Source organism: Pseudomonas fluorescens (genome assembly GCF_000730425.1).
Taxonomy (GTDB): Bacteria; Pseudomonadota; Gammaproteobacteria; order Pseudomonadales; family Pseudomonadaceae; genus Aquipseudomonas; species Aquipseudomonas fluorescens_X.
Genome location: NZ_CP008896.1, coordinates 4818798 through 4834142 on the forward strand (window position 1 = coordinate 4818798; position 15345 = coordinate 4834142).

Genomic DNA, 15345 nt, shown 5'->3' on the forward strand with positions numbered 1-15345 from the left:
AATTCGTATCGACGCGCTCGCCATCTGCCTGGTGTGCGTGTGGTGCATTGCCTTGGATATTCTGATGCTGCAATCGCTCAAACAAACGTGGTTTTCCAACGTCCGTGGAGACGTGCTCGCGGGGATCGTGGTCGCGCTCGCGCTGATCCCGGAGGCCATTGCTTTCTCTATCATTGCCGGCGTCGACCCCAAGGTCGGTCTCTACGCCTCCTTCTGTATCTGTGCTGTCATCGCCTTCGTCGGCGGTCGACCCCGCATGATCTCGGCAGCTACCGGTGCGATGGCACTGCTGATGGTCACCCTGGTAAAAGATCACGGGCTTCAGTATTTGCTGGCAGCCACCTTGCTCTGCGGGGCGCTTCAAATCCTCGCTGGATACCTGAAACTGGGCTCTCTGATGCGCTTTGTTTCGCGCTCGGTAGTCACAGGCTTTGTGAATGCATTGGCGATTCTGATTTTCATGGCGCAGTTACCTGAATTGACCAACGTGACCTGGCACGTTTACGCCATGACCGTAGTGGGCCTCGGAATAATCTATCTGTTTCCGTATGTACCGAAGATCGGCAAGCTGATTCCCTCGCCGCTGGTGTGCATCCTGGCCCTGACGGCCATTGCTATTTACCTCGGTCTGGATATCCGCACTGTGGGTGACATGGGCGAACTGCCGGACACGCTGCCGATTTTCCTGTGGCCTGAAGTCCCGCTGAACGTTGAAACTCTGCGCATCATCTTCCCGTACTCAGCCGCCTTGGCCGTAGTAGGTCTGCTTGAGTCCATGATGACCGCGACCATCGTCGACGATTTGACCGATACCACCAGCAACAAAAACCGTGAATGCAAGGGTCAAGGCATTGCCAACATCGCTGCCGGGATGCTCGGCGGTATGGCAGGCTGCGCCATGATCGGCCAGTCGATCATCAACGTGAAATCCGGTGGACGTACCCGTCTCTCCACATTGTGCGCGGGCATTTTCTTGCTGCTGATGGTCGTTTTCCTCGGCGAATGGCTCTCCAAGATCCCGATGGCTGCATTGGTTGCTGTGATGATCATGGTATCCATCGGCACCTTTAGCTGGGATTCCTTGCGCAATCTGAAAGAGCACCCACTGTCGACCAACCTCGTCATGGTCGCGACCGTTGTGGTGGTCGTGGCAACGCATAATCTGGCTTACGGCGTGTTGGTCGGCGTACTGCTGGCTTCGTTGTTCTTTGCGAACAAGGTCGGACATTACCTCGATATCAAGAGCAGTCTTGAAGAGACGGAGTCGCATCGGACTTACCGCGTGGTAGGCCAGGTGTTCTTCAGCTCGGCAGACAAGTTCACCGAAGTTTTTGACTTCAAGGAAGCGCTCAACAAGGTCACCATCGATCTGACACAGGCGCATTTCTGGGATATCACCGCCGTCGCCGCGCTGGATAAAGTGGTAATCAAGTTCCGTCGCGAGGGCGCCGAGGTTGAAGTGCTGGGTCTAAATGAGGCCAGCGCCACAATCGTTGACCGCTTTGGCGTGCATGACAAACCTGGCGCCATCGACAAGCTCATGAGCCACTAAGGAGATCGACAATGACCCACGTAATGGCATGTATTGATAACTCACAATCCTCATTGGCGGTCTGCGACTACGCAGCATGGGCGTCGCAGCGACTCAACGCGCCTCTTACCTTGCTTCACGTATTGGATGAAGAGAAATACCCAGCAGCAGCTGACCTAAGTGGAAATATTGGTCTCGGCAGTCGAGAGCATCTGCTGGAGGAGCTGGCTACATTGGATGCCCAACGCGCCAGACTCGCTCTGGAACAGGGCCAACACATGCTGGAAAAGGCCAGGGAGCGAACGGTCATTTCCGGCGCTGCGTTTCCTGAGCTGAAGCAGCGCCACGGACACTTGGTAGAAAGTCTGAGCGACCTTCAGGAGGATATTCGACTGTTGGTGATAGGAAGAGTGGGTGAAGACAACTCACGCAACGCGCACAGCCTTGGCAGCCAGATAGAAGCTGTAGTGCGAACAATTCACCGGCCTATCCTGATCACAGCCAACAGCTATAAAAAGCCCGAAAAGGTGATGCTCGCATTTGACGGCAGCTCCACAGCCTACAAAACCATCCAAATGTTTGCCGCCAGTTCGCTTTGCAAAGACTTGCCCATTCATCTTGTTACGGTCGGTGCAGATTCGGTGAGCAATCACGAGGCACTGGGAAAAGCACAAAGCATGCTTCTCTCGGCTGGCTTCCTAGTCCAAGCTGAAATCAGACAAGGTGAGGTGGAGTCGGCTCTGCACGATTATCAGACAGAGCACGGCATTGATCTGCTGGTCATGGGTGCCTATGGGCATTCACGCATCAGGCAGTTTTTGGTAGGAAGCACGACTACGACGATGCTTCGAACAGCCACCATGCCTGTATTGCTGCTGCGCTGAGATAACTCTCTAAGCCACAGTGTTTCTACTTATTGAGAAATGCTGTGGTCAATCCCATCTAAGCTATCTGACAACATAGCCCACTGAGTTCGACCTGCGCACCTAAATATCGTCGTCTGGATTACGCAGTGGCCGTAGCTCACCTCGGGCGACCTCTTCTGGTACCGCGAAGGAGTACCGTCCCAACATATTGATGTGCTCGAAGATCAGCGGCGACAAACGAGCCAGGTCTTCGTCCTGTACCGGGTAGCCGTGCTGCTTTAACCGCTCCACGGCAGCCGTCATGTAGAGGGTATTCCATAGCACAATGATATTTACCACCAGGCCCAGGGCACCGAGTTGATCCTCCTGGCCTTCTCGGTAGCGCTGGCGAAGCTCGCCTCGTTTGCCATGGAACACGGCGCGAGCCAGGCTGTGTCGGCCTTCGCCGCGATTCAGTTGGGTCAGGGTGGCGCGGCGCTTGGACTCATCATCAATGTAGGTCAACGTATGCAGGGTTTTCTCGATCCGTCCGAACTCTGCCAACGCCTGGGCCAGACGGGTCGGACGATCTCCCGTTTGTAGGGTGCGCATGATGCCTGTCGCCGGCACTCGGCCAAGTTTGAGTGAGCCAGCCAAACGCAACAGGTCATCCCAGTGCTCGGCGATCAGGTCGAGCTTGACTGACTGGCGAGCAAGTCCGTTGAGCTTGCCGTAATCCGCGTCCGGGCGGGTGCGCCAGAAGCGGGTACCGCCGACATCAGCCAGGCGCGGGCAGAAGTGATAACCGAGCAGACGGAATAACCCGAACACCACATCGCTGTAAGCACCGGTATCGGTCATGATTTGTGTGGGCTGCAATTCGGTCTGTTGTTCCAGCACAACCGCGAGCAATACTAGGCTGTCGCGCAGGGTGCCGGGCACCGTAATGGCGTTAAGACCGGAAAACTGGTCGGAGATCAGGTTGTACCAGGTGACGCCCCGGCCGGTACCGAAATACTTCGGGTTAGGGCCGGCATGTACGGTACGCACAGGTACGACAAAACGCATGCCATCGGCGGAGGCCACCTCGCCGCCGCCCCAGACCTGAGCCAGCTCCAGTTGACTCTGCGCAGCCACCAAAATGGCATTGGCTGCCGACAGGGTATCGTCACGGAGATAGTTCTGGCTCACCCAGGACATTCGGTCACGGCGCAGCGCTTGGTTGTCGTTGCGAGTCAAGGGCTCCAGGCCGGTGTTACAGGCTCCTCCCAAGAGCACTGCGCACAAACTCGTCACCAAGTTGTCGGCCCGCGCATTGCGTTCGGACACATGGGTGAAGGCTTCAGTGAAGCCGGTACGAGCGGCGATTTCTAACAGGATTTCCGGCAAATCGACACGCGGCATCAAGTCGGCCACGGCTGCACGCAGTTGCAGCAACGAGTTGGGCTCTTCCAGCTTCTCCAGCGCTCCGATGGACAGCTCGGTTTTGCCCTCTGTATTCTCACTCAACTGGATCGCAGGATTGTCGGGCAGGCGAGCGGCGACTGCGTACCAAGTCGCATCCAGCTCGGCAGACAAGGCGTCCAAGGTGGTTTTGGCGTTCACAGTCAGGCCCAGTGAGCGACAGATGATCGGTCGCGCCGACAGCCATTCTGCACCATCGAGCAGACCGATACGCGGGTCGGCATAGCGCCAACTGGGTGCAACAAAGACATCGCGGCGGCGTAGGGCCGTGCGTAGTGCATCAAGCGTGCAGAAGACATAGGCGCCCATGTCGAGGGAGCCATCTTCGCGAGTGATGTGGTTCTGCCAAGCCTTGGCCACGATCTCCTGCGGCACGTCATCCTCCGGCTTCCTGCGAGGCAAGTTCAGTTGCAACCAGTCCAAACTAGCCGCCACACCCTTACCCGCCGGGCTGAAGCCGAAGCGAATATGTTTCAATAAGTCAGGAAGGAAACGGCGCACGCTGCGGTAGCGCTCCTCCAGAGCGAGGTAAAACACATCGTTGGCCGGACGGATCAACGCATTGACCTCTTCCAGGGCTTTCTCCAGCGTGACACGTGGCAGGTCGTTGAACAGCCGGGCACGGACATTGTCATCGCTGATCGAGCTATCCAGCACGACCTTGCACGCAGCGGCGAGCATTGCCGCCGAGCGATCCAGGTCTTTTAGACTACGCAACCGAGCCTTCTTGTCAGCCTTCTCTGCGTTGTTGAAGATATCACGCAGTAGCGCTTCCAGAACTTCCAGAGCATCGTCGTGCGCACTGGCTTCCAAGGAAACCGCGAATGCCACCAACGTCGCCAACCGGCGCGACGCCGGCAGTCGATTGATGGCCGTGACCTTCGCGGTGTTGGCAAAGCGAGCCAGGGCGGCAATGCGGCTGGGAGGGATATGCGCAGCTGCCGGTAAGGCGATACCCAACCCGCGTACATCATCCAGCCGACGCAGCGCCCGAACCAGTGCAGGGCCACTGACCATCACCGGGCCGGAGCGTAGTTGATCCAGTCGGGAACTACGGTTGCCTTCGGCCACCAGAAGCAAGTCTTGTAGGTGCTGTCTTTGCTCCTCGGTCACGCTGCGGCCCAAGGTGTACCAGAGGCGTTCTTCAACCCGGCTACGCAGTTGGGCAATGAAGCGCTCTAACTGGGAAATTCCGGGCAATAGGACTTTCTGTGTGAGCAGCCATGAGGTAGCTCGTTCGAACAGCACGCCAGGACGATCAGTACCAGTCCAGCAAAGGGCATACAGCCATCGGCTCAAACGAAAGCCGATGCCTGGGTCAGTAAAGTGGCGATAGCCATAGCGCTCTTGAATATCGGCCGCATGTATCCAGCGACGATGATCGCTATAACGTACAAGACAGTCAGGGTCGGCGATTGCCAATTGCCGACAAAGCACAAGCAGGACTTCCACCGGCACAGCCGTGGGTTTGTCCGGCAAAACACCGACGAAGCGAACGGTAGTCAGCAGAACGGCATAGCCCAAGCGGTTATGGTTGCCCCGTAGTACCTGGACGGCTTCACGGTCTTCATCGCTCAGGTGGAAGTAGCGCTCCAGTTCATCACGGCTGGGCGCATCGATGTAGCGACCAAAGCCGTCGCGTTGCTCCTGAGTCAGAAAACCAACCGGCATCGATCACAGTACCTCGGCGCAGAACACGGCGGGGGTGACAATCCGCGTGCGTTCGATATGTCCGCGCTGCAAGAGGCCTGCGCGTCGATCACCGGTTACTAGGTAGTCCGCATTGCCCGCCAAAGCCATGGCCAGCAGAAAAGAGTCATCCGGATCATCGGCTTCAACCTCAATGGTCAACCGCTCCAATACCACGGCGCGTTGCAGGTTATTGATCATGGCCCCCACTTTGGCAGGCTGAAGGATGGCCTGAAGCTTGGGGTAACGACTGGCGCGACGAATTTCGTCGAGCTGTGCCCGTGAAGTCACCACCTCGAAGCGAGCTGAACGCCAGGCCCGATAGATCGCATCAGGAGACCCATGCGGTGAGATCAGCGCACTGAACAGAATGTTGGTATCCAATACAACCCGCATCAGCGCTTACGCGCCCAGTCGAGCGCTTCTTCAACCGCTTCGGTCAGTTCGGCCTCACTCAGATGGGCATTGGAAACCTTGGCCTGTTCGGCGCTCAGCTCCAGGATGTGTGCCCGCACCGCTTCTTCGATGAAGCGCGACAGGTCGCCCTTACGGCCACCGCCTTGGCTGGCCAGAAACATGCGAAGCGATTGGTCGGTGTCGGTGGAGACGGCGACGTTCCAGCGAGTGGTATTCATGACTTTTTCCAATGTTAGGTGTTTATGTGTTTATACACTCGATCCTCACTGCGCCGCAACGGTTCGATAAAACCCTCGTTTTATAGAACTTTAACGGAAGACCTGCCCATGTCGTTTTCAGAAGGCGACTGCACCAGTTCACTGGGCTGGCCGCCGTGTGTGCATAGAACTTCTGACCGGGAACGGTCAGAAGTTCTATGCACGAAGCGCCGCGAGAGATCGGAATTGCTCAGAACTCTTGTGCACGGCGCGACAAAGCCGGAACCGCCGAAAATTCCGGCGATCAACCGGCAAGCTGCTTGATGCGCTCGGCCAGGCGGCCGAAAGCCTCGTTCACGTATTCCAGCACCTTGGGTTCTGCGCCCTGCGTGCGCAGCGAGTCTTTGAAGGCTTCCAGGTCGGACAGCCATTGCCGATGCAGGCGGCCCAGCTCGTCGAGCTGAGGCCGGAAGTCTTGGAGACTGCCGCTCGCACGAAACGCCTGGTAGCCACGCTCAAGCGTGGCCGCCGTGGTCAGCAGTTGCGCGCCCATTTGCTTGTGCTGTTCGGAGAACTCGGCCATGCCGTCATAGGGCCGCGAAGCCTTGCGGCGCTCGGCTTCGGATGCCTCTTCCATGATGCGGGCGTAGCGGTAGAACCCTGGGAACTCGCGGGACAGCGCCATGAGCTGCTGATCGGATGTGCCGACCCAAATCCTGTGCAGGTCAGGCCCGTACCCCATCATGCGATTGATGATGGCATGGGCCTCGCTGACACCCTGGGCGGCAAGCTGCTGCATGTGTTGGTCGATCTTCGCGGCCAGTCGGCGGAATTCGTTCATGCTCATGTCCGTCACAAAAGGCGCGTTGATTGCCCTTGCGCCGTGAGAAGTGCCACCGCCTTCTTATCGAAGGAAACGAAGGTTTCCCCGCCAAGCCAGTTGCCTTCGTAGGCAATGACGCCATCGGCAAAGTCTCCGCCCGCGTCGAGCACCAGCAAGCCAGCCTCCACGGCAGGCCGGTTCACTTCCACATTCGCGGCGGCCAGTAGTGCCCGGATCGCGCTGGCCGCGTCGGCTTGCTGGAAGCCGTAGACACGCAGCAGCACCCAAACAAATTCGCATAGGCACGGCAGCGCGACCGCGATCAACTCGGCGTCGGTCAAGACTGCGGCGGCAACGTCCGCTTGTGCGGGATCGTCACGCACAACCGCACGCACAAGGACGTTGGTATCGACTGCGACCTTCATTGCTTACCTGCCCAGCCTTGCGCCGCCGCCTCGTTGATTTCTTCGATGGTGGCAACCTTCTGCGTCTTGCCCGCGAGCAGGCCGACAAAGCTGGCTATCGTCCCTGCGGGCCGTGCCGCCTTGAGCACGCCCCGACCGTCTGGCAACAAGTCCAGCTCGATCTTGTCGCCTGGCCTGATGCCGAGGTGTTGCAGTACGTCCTTCCGAAACGTCACTTGTCCCCGTGCGGTAACGGTCAATGTGGTCATGGTGGTTTGCCCTCGCAATCAAGGTTGATGCTTCACATAGTAATGCAAAAATGCCTTACCGTCAATGTCCGTCAAACGATCATTAGTCGGCCATGCCGGACACTGTCCAGCAAAGTTATTGCACAACGGGTTGTCGGACATTAAGATAGGCGGACGGAATGACGGACAAGAGAGGCGGCAAATGGCACTGATCGGCTATGCGCGGGTATCGACGGCGGAACAGGACACCGCCTTGCAGACGGATGCGCTACGCAAGGCAGGCTGCGAGCGCGTTTTCGAGGACACGGCTTCCGGGGCCAAGGCCGACCGCCCCGGCTTGGCTGATGCGCTGGCCTACCTGCGCGACGGCGACGTGCTGGCCGTCTGGCGGCTGGATCGGCTCGGGCGCTCTATGCCGCACCTAATCGAAACGATAGGCGCGCTGGAAGCGCGAGGCGTCGGCTTCCGTTCTCTGACGGAAGCCATCGACACCACCACGCCAGGCGGGCGGCTCATCTTCCACGTGTTCGGCGCGCTGGGCCAGTTCGAGCGCGACTTGATCCGCGAGCGCACCAAGGCCGGGTTGACTGCCGCCGCCGCTCGTGGGAGGAAGGGCGGGCGAAAGCCGGTTGTCACCGCCGACAAGTTGCAGCGAGCGCGGGAGCACATCGCCAACGGGCTTAATGTCCGAGAGGCCGCTACACGGCTCAAGGTGAGCAAGACGGCCCTGTACACCGCGCTGCAATCCACCAGTGCAGCCGACTCCTGATATTCCGTGCAGTCGTCTTCTGAAAATGACATTTTGGACTTGGGATTTACCGCTTTCCTGTCACTTTTCCCGTACCGAAATCAGTGTGAGAAAAACGTATGGGAAAGCGGATTGGATATGCTCGAGTGTCGACTGATGATCAGAACCTCGACTTGCAGCGAGATGCACTCACCCTGGCTGGGTGCTCCGTAGTTTACGAAGAGACCATGAGCGGCAAGTCAGCGGATAGGCCGGAGTTGGGGCATTGTCTCAAGGCTCTGCGTAGTGGCGACACTCTGGTCGTATGGCGACTGGACCGCCTCGGCCGCTCCTTACCTGACCTGGTTGGGATCGTCAGTCGACTTGAGCAGGATGGAGTGGGGTTCGAGTCGATCAACGAACGAATTGAAACCACCAGCGCTGCCGGCAAGCTGATCTTTCATGTGTTCGCTGCCTTGGCTGAGTTCGAGCGCAACCTGATTCGAGAGCGCACCCGCGCAGGGCTGGCGGCGGCTCGTGCACGTGGGCGAAAAGGCGGACGCAAGCGTAGTTTGAATGACCGCCAGCTACGCGAGATACAAGCCCTGCTCAAAGATCCTGAGATACAGCCTGGAGACGTGGCCCGACGCTATGGCATTTCGCGGACGACTTTGTATCGTTATGCCCGCTCATTCAGTGCGCCGGAGTCGCCTGAGTCGTCTTAGGGTGTCCGCCGTAGCGGAAGAAAACAATCGCAACCTAGACAGTCGTCTGAAATACCGTTAAGTCGCTTGAAATTGCGTTCAGGAACACCTACTGTCTGCTCCAGCTCATCTACCAGCCTTAGGGTGTCAGCGTAGAAGGAGTTACGGCCCCGTCCTCCTGCGGAGGGCGCGGCCAGCCTAATCCTCCTCGCTATACTTCTCCCAGCGTCTTTCCAGCTTTCGCTGTTCATGTATTTGGTCTACTGGATAAGCCGTCCACGGCAGGATGTAGGTCTCGCGTTCGTCGAGAACTACAAGGTATTGCGCTTCAGAAAACCAAATATGAACTCTCGTGCTTCCTTTACGGGACTCTCGCCATACTTTGAGTGCGGGATCGGCAGCGTTTTCGATGAATGGTTTTGGCCAACGGATGCGTTCGAAGCGCCGAAAGTCTGGCAGGCGGTCGGCTTCGACGGCTCCCTCTGAAATCATGTGCCAAAATGTCGCCTCCTTCCCCTGGATAACCGGGTGTCGCTTTAAGCCCAGACGTTTCCCTTCGAATACGGTTTTAGACTCAACGAAGTCGGCACAGAAGATCTGGTAGATGGCCTCCAGATAACGAGAAAAATCGCCACCGTAAGCCTTCAGTTCCTCCAGCGGCGGCAGCCAGCCCGGTAGACTCATGCTCCGTTGCTCCCATTCCAGAAGAACAGGTTGAGCTTGGACTCGCGCAACAGCGTGTTTTGCTTCAGGTTGTAGCGGCTGCGCTCGCGGATACGCTCTATCAGTCGCATTTTGGCCTCGCTGCCGCCAAGTCCGCGATGCAGGTAGGACAGTGCGCCGATCAGCAGATCGGCTAACTGTAGCTGCTGCGCTTCATGGGAGTGGATGCGTTGCACCCGGCGAATCACCTTGCGGGAGAAGTCATATGCGTTGTTGGCTAGCACCTCATGGAGCTTGGCGACCTTCTCATGCCCCAGAGTGTCCTTGATGTCGATGTAGACGTGATAGCCAGCGTCTGGCTCAAAGATGGTCTTGAGCATCGAGAAGTACATTTTGTAGTACCAGTCATCATGGCTCTGGCAGTACTGCCCATGATTGAGGCGCGCCTTGTCGGTCACGATTAGGGCGCGAAAATGCAGATCATCGTCATCGAAGAAATAGTCGATGCAGTCCAGGTAGAACTGCAGTTTGGTCGAGCCCACCTTGGTCCACTTGATCTCGAAGTCCGCTGGCAGCTTGTGCCTGGCCTTGATTTCACGCAGACGTTTGGCGATCTCCAGACGCTTCGTTTCAGGGCACCAGACTGCACCCAGCACCATGGCCTTCTGGCCATCATTCTCTAGGTGGCAGGACTCGTCGCAATAAATATTGAAGGTTTCGCTCATCACTCCACCGCTTGCTTGACCAAGGTGCTGGCCAGTTGTTCGTTAAGTTGGCGAGCCAGGGTTAGGCGGGTTTTCAGTTGGTCACAGAGGGCCATGAACTGATCGACTTTGGCGACGATGCGGTGTTGTTCGGCGAGAGGTGGCAAGGCAATTGGATAGTCATTCATTGCTTTGAGGCCAAGATTCTTGATTGTGGTTCCAGTAGCGCTTTTCAAGGCGTACTTCATAAACCCAGGAGCCTCAATCAACAATCTGACAAAGTGTTTGGATACCCCGCTGGCAAGGTTGAAGTAGCAGGCGCTTTTTCCAAGAATAATTTTTTCAGAGTTATAAAACGCAATATTTCCGATAGTGCCGTTGATCGAAACTAGAATGCTTTGCTCATCCAAGGGCTTTTTATGTTTGGAATGCTCGCTTTCACTAAGGAAGCTCCGATCAACTTGCCGCAACCGTGCGGCAAGTTGAAAATCCCGCTGAATTTGGCGCTATTGACCGCGAAATATCCCGTACGCGCCGCCTTGGCGAGCTTGTCAGCCCATTTCTCCGTGTTACGCGCGTAATTAGCCCATACCCATCAGCTTTTTTCGAGCCATCCATAAATTGGACAAGGCAAACAGCGTGGTCAATTGAGCGGTGTTTTTCATCAGGCCGCGAAAGCGCACTTTCACATAACCGAACTGACGTTTGATCACCCGAAATGGGTGTTCGACCTTGGCCCGTGTCTGGGCTTTGAGGTACTCGATTTTGCGCTTGGCTTTGTACAGCACGCTGCGCTTGCTCAGCTTGGAATAGGTGCTGCGTCGCGCGGCGATTTGCCAAACCACTTCACGGTTTTCATGCTCTTCGCGCTTCTCGACACCGGTGTAACCAGCATCGGCGTAGACCGCGTTTTCCTCGCCGTGCAGCAGTTCGGCAACCTGAGTGACATCGGCTACATTCGCCGCGGTGCCGTGAACGTGGTGAACCAGCCCCGACTCAACGTCGGCACCAATATGGGCCTTCATTCCGAAGAAATATTGATTGCCTTTCTTCGTCTGATGCATCTCTGGATCGCGTTTACCGTCCTCGTTTTTAGTCGAACTGGGCGCGTGGATAATCGTCGCATCGACGATGGTGCCCTGGCGCAGCGAGAGGCCTTTCTCCTGCAAATAACCGTTGATGACCGCCAGGATCGCCGGCGCCAACTTATGTTTCTCCAGCAGGTGCCGGAAGTTCATGATCGTGGTGTCTTCAGGGATCGGCGCGCTCAGGGTCAAGTGCGCAAACTGGCGCATGGGCGTGATTTCATACAGCGCTTCTTCCATGGCAGGATCGCTCAGCGAGAACCAGTTTTGCAGCAAGTGAATGCGCAGCATGGTTTCCAGCGGATACGGTTTGCGGCCACCGCCAGCCTTCGGATAATACGGCTCGATCAACGCCAGTAAACCGCTCCAGGGCACGACCTGATCCATCTCGGCGAGGAACCGTTCGCGGCGTGTTTGCTTGCGCTTGCCCGCGTATTCGAAATCGGAAAAGCTCATCTGGCTCATGAAGCACTCGGGTCAGGTGGTGAGGCTGTATTTCAGCATACTTGGAGACTTGTTCGGAGTTTCCCTAACGGTTTTGGTTTCTGGCTTGATGACTATCTTGCCTCCCGTCAAGTTGTTTCCATTTACAAAGTAATACTCGCCATCCTGGCTGTAAATTGGCGTCCCGTGCAAGCCATCGCCTAATTGTCGCGTTATCTGCGAAAGCCTCACCCACTTCCAGCCTTTGGGCGTTTCAAACGCTTCTTCCTCTGTAGAAATAGGGTCTATCGGTTTTGGCTTTCTGATTTTTCCTTCTGAATGAAGCAGTGCAATCTCGTTAACTATTACTTCCAGCAGATCACTTGCCGGTTCATCCCTAGAATCTTGCGGTTCCAGTTTGCCCATCACGGCCAGTTGCAGCAGGGTTTGCTTGAGAGCGTCGATGCTGGCTTCGGTAGTGAACAGAGCGTGGAAGTGTTCGGCCAGGCGTTGCCAGCTGGCGGCGAAGTCGGGGGACGCGCAGGCCTGGGTCAGGCTGTCGAGCAGCGCCTGCACCAGTTTGGCGTGGGCGCTTTCGGCGTCGGCCTGCTGGGCTTCTAGGCGGTCGCACAGGGCCATCAGTTCATCGACTTTGGCGACGATACGGTGTTGTTCAGCCGTAGGGGGCAGTGGCATTGTTATAGATGCCAGTGACTTACTTGACATGTTTGATATGCCAACGCCCTTTCGATACCCAGATATCTCACCTGAGTAATTTAGCTTTTCAAAGTACCGTTGAGCGTAGTAGGGATGGACGCCACCATAGAACCGAGCCCGATGTACATGGTTTTGAAAGCATATCTCACGCTCTTGATCCCAGACTGCTGCACGCCCAGCCTCTCCTCCTTCACAAATCAATAGATCATTTCTTGTTGCAGTGCAGCGTGCTAAGTCACTTTCTTCCATGAGCATTTGGCGAACATTGGCGAGCTCAAATCGTCCCCAATAGAGATTTGAAGTTGTTATGTAATCCCTAGCAACTCCAGTATTTCTTCCCTTATCCAGTGTTTTCCCAGAGTTGTGTTGAGCAATATCTCCGAAGCGCACCCAGCGCCATCCGCTTGGTAAATCAAATTTACTGATTTCACCAGAAACACTTGGTCCTTGTTCGCTAGACTTCTTCCGACCTGAAGTGTCTTGCGCCTTTGCTTCGGCAATCCGCTTGAGCAACTCGCTGGCCGGCTCATCACTCGGATCTTGCGGCACCAATTTGCCGCGCACAGCCAACTCCAGAATCAATTCACGCAGCTTTTTGATGCCGTTGGTCGCGCCGGCCAGTAGCGGTAGGTTGTCGGTCAGCAGGGTGCTGGCTAGGCGATTGCAGCCCTCTTCCAATTGATTGCGCGCGTTCATATATCGCGCTCCAAGGCTTCGGCCAGCACGGCCTTGAGCTGGTCGCGCAGCTCGCTGATTTCGCCTTGCAGGGCGGCGTAGCCCTGCAGTAGTTCGTCCGGATCGTGGCTGATCTGTTCACCGATATGCGGATTTTTGCAATCGAGGTTCCAGTTGCGTGCTTGCAGCTCTTCGAAGCTGACCTTCCAAGCAAATTCGCCAGTTTGCCGTGCGGCAAAACCATCGGCCTCGTTGCCCCACCAGGCTTCTTCCACGGCAAATTCTTCGATGCGCATGGGCTTGGTTTTGGAGTAGCTCTTGTAGCCTGCCGGGTACTGGTGTTCGTAGAACCACACCTGTTTGGTCGGCGTACCCTTGGTGAAGAACAACAGGTTGGTTTTGATGCCGGTGTAGGGGTTGAATACGCCGTTGGGCAGGCGAACGATGGTGTGCAGATTGCACTCGGTCAGCAGCTTTTCCTTGATGCGGCTCTTGATGCCTTCGCCAAAAAGAAAGCCGTCGGGCAGCACCACGGCGGCTCGGCCACCGTCTTTCAGCAGTTGCATGATCAGCACTAGAAACAGGTCGGCGGTTTCGCGGGTGCGGAAGGCGGCGGGGAAGTTGGTTTCGATGCCGTCTTCTTCCATGCCGCCGAACGGCGGGTTGGCGACGATGCAGTGCACCCGCTCGCTCGGCCCCCAACTGATCAGCGGTTTGCTCAGGGTGTTGTCGTGGCGGATCTGGTTGGGCACCTCGATACCGTGCAGGATCATATTGGTGGTGGCTAGCAGATGTGGCAGTGGCTTTTTCTCCACACCAAAGATGCTGGCCTGCAAGGTGCGTTCGTCTTCGGCGGTTTTTACATAGTGGCTGCGTTTGTGCTCGATTGCGCAGGTGAGGAAACCGCCGGTGCCGCAGGCCGGGTCCATGACCTTTTCTTCCAGCTTGGGGTCGACCATGCGCACCATGAACTCGGTGACCGGGCGCGGGGTGTAGAACTCCCCGGCGTTGCCGGCGTTCTGCAGGTCGCGCAGCAGTTGCTCGTAGAGGTTGCCGAACTCGTGGCGCTCCTGGGCCTTGTTGAAGTCCACGCCTTCCTGAATCTTGTTGATCACTTGGCGCAGCAACTGGCCGGACTTCATGTAGTTGTAGGCGTCTTCAAACACGCTGCGCACCACGAAGGCTGATGGCGTGTTGCTGTATTCGTGCAGATTTTGCAGCTGCGGGAACAGGTTGTTGTCGATAAAGTCCTTCAGGGAGTCGCCAGTCATGCCTTCCGGGTTGGCGGCCCAGGTACGCCAACGACAGCTTTCGGGGATGGGCGAGCGGTAGTTGTCATCCATCAGCTCCCATTCCAGTTCGCGGTCATCGAAGATCTTGAGGAACAGAAGCCAGACCAGTTGGCCTATGCGCTGGGCGTCGCCGTCGACGCCTACGTCTTTGCGCATGATGTCCTGGATGGATTTGATGGTACTGCTAATAGACATGCTTACTTCCTAAACAAATGTTCGCGGTGCCAGGCCAGATAAGCGCGATGACGCACTTCTATCTGACGCAAGCGCAATTCGGGGGTGAGATTCAGCGCGCGAGCGCTATTCGCGTCCAGATCTTCGCCAAGAAGAATCTGCCCTTCGTCATCGAAACTGATCAGGCCCTGATCGAAGGCCAGATCGAGGTTGGGGGTGAGCAGCAAACCATTGTATGGATCGAGACGCTCACTCGCACTGGCTGCGCGCCAGGGTTTGATGTGCGAGGCACGTAATAGCGCGGATACGTAGCAGTCAGTCACTGCGCATCCGCCCCAATAGACCAGCAAAGCGTCGCGGTAACCGCCTTGGCCGATCCGAACTTTGATCAGGGCTTCCCGTTCTGTGTCAGTGATGCCGCTTATTTTAAGCATCACGTCAAGCTGCTCAGACTTGGACATTTCCACGTGCAGGATTGCCGCTGCGCCAAGTCCACGGTGCCTCAGCAGCTCTAGCAGAAGTTGAAGGTCAGTCCGGGAGGAGATATCCAAAGCAACAGCCAG

Annotated in this window: 16 protein-coding genes and 1 pseudogene; 4 read left to right on the plus strand and 13 right to left on the minus strand. The window is 56.8% G+C overall.

Translation table 11 applies throughout. The features are described from left to right. The first annotated feature begins 64 nt into the window (after positions 1–64). Positions 65–1552 (plus strand): SulP family inorganic anion transporter, encoded by a 1488-nt coding sequence (locus tag HZ99_RS21530; RefSeq protein WP_038445908.1) that lies wholly within the window; start codon positions 65–67, stop codon positions 1550–1552. A gap of 11 nt (positions 1553–1563) precedes the next feature. After that, entirely contained in the window at positions 1564–2415 is an 852-nt protein-coding gene (locus HZ99_RS21535; RefSeq protein WP_017735064.1) for a universal stress protein, read from the plus strand. Between the two features lie 102 nt (positions 2416–2517). On the opposite strand, the gene HZ99_RS21540 is transcribed toward HZ99_RS21535, so the two are convergent. The 6 genes from HZ99_RS21540 to HZ99_RS21565 form a co-directional block, all read right to left on the minus strand. After that, positions 2518–5511 carry a Tn3 family transposase gene (locus HZ99_RS21540; protein ID WP_038445910.1) on the minus strand — a complete coding sequence of 998 codons (2994 nt, stop codon included), beginning with the start codon at positions 5509–5511 and terminating at the stop codon, positions 2518–2520. A gap of 3 nt (positions 5512–5514) precedes the next feature. Further along, positions 5515–5925 carry a putative toxin-antitoxin system toxin component, PIN family gene (locus HZ99_RS21545; RefSeq protein WP_017335986.1) on the minus strand — a complete coding sequence of 137 codons (411 nt, stop codon included), beginning with the start codon at positions 5923–5925 and terminating at the stop codon, positions 5515–5517. Then, positions 5925–6164, minus strand: coding sequence for a ribbon-helix-helix domain-containing protein (locus tag HZ99_RS21550; protein ID WP_017335987.1), 240 nt, complete (start codon positions 6162–6164; stop codon positions 5925–5927). The genes HZ99_RS21545 and HZ99_RS21550 overlap by 1 nt, the downstream gene beginning before the upstream one ends. 283 nt (positions 6165–6447) lie before the next feature. After that, positions 6448–6984: a hypothetical protein gene (locus HZ99_RS21555; protein ID WP_003159187.1), complete on the minus strand. Its 537-nt coding sequence runs from the start codon at positions 6982–6984 to the stop codon at positions 6448–6450. 11 nt (positions 6985–6995) lie between these two features. Then, positions 6996–7391 (minus strand): type II toxin-antitoxin system VapC family toxin, encoded by a 396-nt coding sequence (locus HZ99_RS21560; protein ID WP_003159186.1) that lies wholly within the window; start codon positions 7389–7391, stop codon positions 6996–6998. Further along, positions 7388–7639 carry an AbrB/MazE/SpoVT family DNA-binding domain-containing protein gene (locus HZ99_RS21565; protein WP_003108276.1) on the minus strand — a complete coding sequence of 84 codons (252 nt, stop codon included), beginning with the start codon at positions 7637–7639 and terminating at the stop codon, positions 7388–7390. The genes HZ99_RS21560 and HZ99_RS21565 overlap by 4 nt, the downstream gene beginning before the upstream one ends. A 181-nt stretch (positions 7640–7820) precedes the next feature. Here HZ99_RS21565 and HZ99_RS21570 point away from each other — a divergent pair, with 181 nt between their 5' ends. Next, on the plus strand, positions 7821–8387 hold the full coding sequence (locus HZ99_RS21570) for a recombinase family protein (protein ID WP_003159185.1): 567 nt from the start codon (positions 7821–7823) through the stop codon (positions 8385–8387). Between the two features lie 98 nt (positions 8388–8485). Next, a complete protein-coding gene (locus tag HZ99_RS21575; RefSeq protein ID WP_051903215.1) occupies positions 8486–9070 on the plus strand; it encodes a recombinase family protein in 585 nt (194 codons plus the stop codon). 177 nt (positions 9071–9247) lie between these two features. Here the strand turns inward: HZ99_RS21575 and HZ99_RS21580 are convergent, their stop codons facing one another. From HZ99_RS21580 to HZ99_RS29660, 7 genes and pseudogenes are all read right to left on the minus strand, one after another. Continuing rightward, the gene (locus tag HZ99_RS21580; protein ID WP_038445914.1) at positions 9248–9733 is read right to left on the minus strand and encodes a hypothetical protein; all 486 of its coding nucleotides are present in this window, start codon (positions 9731–9733) and stop codon (positions 9248–9250) included. Further along, positions 9730–10437 (minus strand): DUF3800 domain-containing protein, encoded by a 708-nt coding sequence (locus HZ99_RS21585; protein WP_038445915.1) that lies wholly within the window; start codon positions 10435–10437, stop codon positions 9730–9732. Before HZ99_RS21585 ends, HZ99_RS21580 begins: the two co-directional genes overlap by 4 nt. Continuing rightward, positions 10437–10886 carry a restriction endonuclease subunit S gene (locus tag HZ99_RS28080; RefSeq protein ID WP_144243187.1) on the minus strand — a complete coding sequence of 150 codons (450 nt, stop codon included), beginning with the start codon at positions 10884–10886 and terminating at the stop codon, positions 10437–10439. Before HZ99_RS28080 ends, HZ99_RS21585 begins: the two co-directional genes overlap by 1 nt. Before the next feature lie 111 nt (positions 10887–10997). After that, on the minus strand, positions 10998–11966 hold the full coding sequence (locus HZ99_RS21595; RefSeq protein WP_038442563.1) for an IS5 family transposase: 969 nt from the start codon (positions 11964–11966) through the stop codon (positions 10998–11000). A gap of 12 nt (positions 11967–11978) precedes the next feature. Beyond that, the gene (locus tag HZ99_RS21600) at positions 11979–13337 is read right to left on the minus strand and encodes a restriction endonuclease subunit S (protein ID WP_080727739.1); all 1359 of its coding nucleotides are present in this window, start codon (positions 13335–13337) and stop codon (positions 11979–11981) included. Continuing rightward, the gene (locus HZ99_RS21605) at positions 13334–14803 is read right to left on the minus strand and encodes a type I restriction-modification system subunit M (protein WP_038445919.1); all 1470 of its coding nucleotides are present in this window, start codon (positions 14801–14803) and stop codon (positions 13334–13336) included. The genes HZ99_RS21600 and HZ99_RS21605 overlap by 4 nt, the downstream gene beginning before the upstream one ends. Before the next feature lie 2 nt (positions 14804–14805). Beyond that, a pseudogene (locus HZ99_RS29660) lies at positions 14806–15198 on the minus strand (HNH endonuclease); the annotation flags it as partial. Positions 15199–15345 lie beyond the last annotated feature (147 nt).

What these genes read in the sequence shown, in the direction of transcription:
- HZ99_RS21530 (WP_038445908.1), top strand. Translation starts at nt 65, where the DNA reads ATGCTGCAATCGCTCAAACAAACGTGGTTTTCCAACGTCCGTGGAGAC.
- HZ99_RS21535 (WP_017735064.1), top strand. Translation starts at nt 1,564, where the DNA reads ATGACCCACGTAATGGCATGTATTGATAACTCACAATCCTCATTGGCG.
- HZ99_RS21540 (WP_038445910.1), bottom strand. Translation starts at nt 5,511, where the DNA reads ATGCCGGTTGGTTTTCTGACTCAGGAGCAACGCGACGGCTTTGGTCGC.
- HZ99_RS21545 (WP_017335986.1), bottom strand. Translation starts at nt 5,925, where the DNA reads ATGCGGGTTGTATTGGATACCAACATTCTGTTCAGTGCGCTGATCTCA.
- HZ99_RS21550 (WP_017335987.1), bottom strand. Translation starts at nt 6,164, where the DNA reads ATGAATACCACTCGCTGGAACGTCGCCGTCTCCACCGACACCGACCAA.
- HZ99_RS21555 (WP_003159187.1), bottom strand. Translation starts at nt 6,984, where the DNA reads ATGAACGAATTCCGCCGACTGGCCGCGAAGATCGACCAACACATGCAG.
- HZ99_RS21560 (WP_003159186.1), bottom strand. Translation starts at nt 7,391, where the DNA reads ATGAAGGTCGCAGTCGATACCAACGTCCTTGTGCGTGCGGTTGTGCGT.
- HZ99_RS21565 (WP_003108276.1), bottom strand. Translation starts at nt 7,639, where the DNA reads ATGACCACATTGACCGTTACCGCACGGGGACAAGTGACGTTTCGGAAG.
- HZ99_RS21570 (WP_003159185.1), top strand. Translation starts at nt 7,821, where the DNA reads ATGGCACTGATCGGCTATGCGCGGGTATCGACGGCGGAACAGGACACC.
- HZ99_RS21575 (WP_051903215.1), top strand. Translation starts at nt 8,486, where the DNA reads ATGGGAAAGCGGATTGGATATGCTCGAGTGTCGACTGATGATCAGAAC.
- HZ99_RS21580 (WP_038445914.1), bottom strand. Translation starts at nt 9,733, where the DNA reads ATGAGTCTACCGGGCTGGCTGCCGCCGCTGGAGGAACTGAAGGCTTAC.
- HZ99_RS21585 (WP_038445915.1), bottom strand. Translation starts at nt 10,437, where the DNA reads ATGAGCGAAACCTTCAATATTTATTGCGACGAGTCCTGCCACCTAGAG.
- HZ99_RS21595 (WP_038442563.1), bottom strand. Translation starts at nt 11,966, where the DNA reads ATGAGCCAGATGAGCTTTTCCGATTTCGAATACGCGGGCAAGCGCAAG.
- HZ99_RS21600 (WP_080727739.1), bottom strand. Translation starts at nt 13,337, where the DNA reads ATGAACGCGCGCAATCAATTGGAAGAGGGCTGCAATCGCCTAGCCAGC.
- HZ99_RS21605 (WP_038445919.1), bottom strand. Translation starts at nt 14,803, where the DNA reads ATGTCTATTAGCAGTACCATCAAATCCATCCAGGACATCATGCGCAAA.